Consider the following 1,813-nt stretch of genomic DNA (forward strand, 5'->3'; position numbering starts at 1 on the left):
TTGATCTCGGGGTCCTCGACGAGGACGTAGACGCCGGCCTCGTCGGCGACCCGCAGCATGTGCGTCGTGATCTGGACGTCGGAGTTCGAGTAGTTGCCACCGTGGACATAGGTGAAGCCCGCCTCGGCGATCTCGCGGTAGCGCTCGACCGTCGTCTCGGTCGGCGGCGGCGGCCAGAACAGGCCGATCGGGAACCGCCCGTCGTTCATGATCGGGCCGCCGGTCGTGGCCGACGCAGCGCGTGCGAGTGCGGCTGCCGCGGTGGCGGCACCAGCGGCGGCCGCGGTGGCCGTGGTGGCTCCGGTCGTCGCGCTCGCCGCTCCGCCGCCGAACGGCGACGCGACCCCGGCGGCCACCAGGGCTCCGCCGAGTGCGAGGAAGGACTTGCGACTGAGTCCGTCGGCGGGCGGGTCGGATTCTGCGGTCATGGGTCCCCCTGGGTCAATGTTGGCCGGTCATGTCGGTACGGGTCTGGGTGCGGCGTCGTTCGGGTCGGCGTGGCCGGACGGCACGCTCGGTCACGGACAGGAGCTGGACGGTGCGGTCGTAGTCGTACTGCCCCACGGCGAGATAGAGCATCTCGACGACAGCGAGCTCGGAGTGACGGGACGCGAGCGGACCGTCTTGGAAGGTCGTCGCCTCGGCGACGGTGACCAGGACGTTGTCGGCGAGCGCGGCCAGCCGCGACCGTGGCCCCGCGGTGATCGCGACCGTGAGTGCGCCGTGGTCTCGTGCGGTGGCGAGCATGTCGAGCGTCTCGTCGGTCTCTCCCGAGTACGAGATCGCGATCGCGACGTCCCCGTCGCCGAGCTGCGCGGCTGCGACGAGGCCGTCGTGGACATCGGCGTACGTCCAGCACGCGATGCCTATACGGCTCAACCGGAGCTCGAGCTCACGGGCCATCACCCCGCTGCCGCTGACCGCGTACACGTGGACGCGCTTCGCGCCGCTGATCGCTCCGGCTGCTGCCGCGACGGCGTCGAGGTCGAGTCCCGCGAGGGTCGAGTGCACGGCGCGGGCGCCGACCGCCTCGAGGGTGCGGGCCACGTCGGCGAGCGAGTCGCCGGGGGCGATCTCACGACTGATGTCGGCGTTCCAGCTGCCGTAGGCCGTCGCGGCCGCCTCCCTGATGACGCTGACCCGCAGGCTGGGATAGCCGTCGAGACCGAGCGTGCGGCACAGGCGAGACACCGCCCCCGTCGAGGTGCCGGCGCTGGCGGCGAGATCGCTGATCGTCCCCGCTACCGCGGAGTGCGGGTCGTCGAGGATGCACTCCGCGGTGAGACGCGTCGACTCGGGCAGGTCCGGCACGAGCATGCGCATTCGGGCGAGGACCCCGTCTGTCGCTGCTGTGATGCCGGTCACAGTCATGACAAGGACTATCGCGCGCTGCGGTCGTACGCGCAAGGGGCGATAGGGATTCTCAGCGAGTCAATCGTGCCCGCCCGCGCTCTCAGTAGCCGAACACGTGCGCGCTGGTGACGTCGATCTCCCGCCGCGCATCGCCGAAGAAGGCACCGACCCGATGGGCGACGCGGACGAACGGGCGCTCCCGAACGGTTCCGTCGGCGCGCGTGTTCGCCTGAGGAACGATCAGGAAGAGGTGTTGCGCATCCGGCGCGACATGCGTCTTCCACACGTCCTTGAGGTCGTGGTTGTTCGTGACCGTGCCGCCCCGTTCGACCTCGGCAATGACGCCGCTCCCGGTCGCGAGCGGGTAGAAGAAGTCGGGCCGGGCCCGCGTGACGAGGCCGTCCTGCGGTGTCAGCACGATCTCCTCGCCGAACCCGAGCCGCGTACGGAGAAGCATCGC

Annotated in this window: 2 protein-coding genes and 1 pseudogene; all 3 read right to left on the minus strand. The window is 70.5% G+C overall.

Annotation, left to right across the window (positions count from 1 at the left end; all coding sequences use genetic code 11):
* A pseudogene (locus PV363_RS17685) lies at positions 1 to 428 on the minus strand (hypothetical protein); the annotation flags it as partial.
* A gap of 13 nt (positions 429 to 441) precedes the next feature.
* On the minus strand, positions 442 to 1,371 hold the full coding sequence (locus PV363_RS17690) for a MurR/RpiR family transcriptional regulator (RefSeq protein WP_301023077.1): 930 nt from the start codon (positions 1,369 to 1,371) through the stop codon (positions 442 to 444).
* A gap of 82 nt (positions 1,372 to 1,453) precedes the next feature.
* Positions 1,454 to 1,813, minus strand: a 360-nt coding sequence (locus PV363_RS17695) for a hypothetical protein (RefSeq protein WP_301023078.1), incomplete at its 5' end; no start/stop codon positions are given.

This window comes from Mumia sp. (genome assembly GCF_028803055.1).
GTDB lineage: Bacteria > Actinomycetota > Actinomycetes > Propionibacteriales > Nocardioidaceae > Mumia.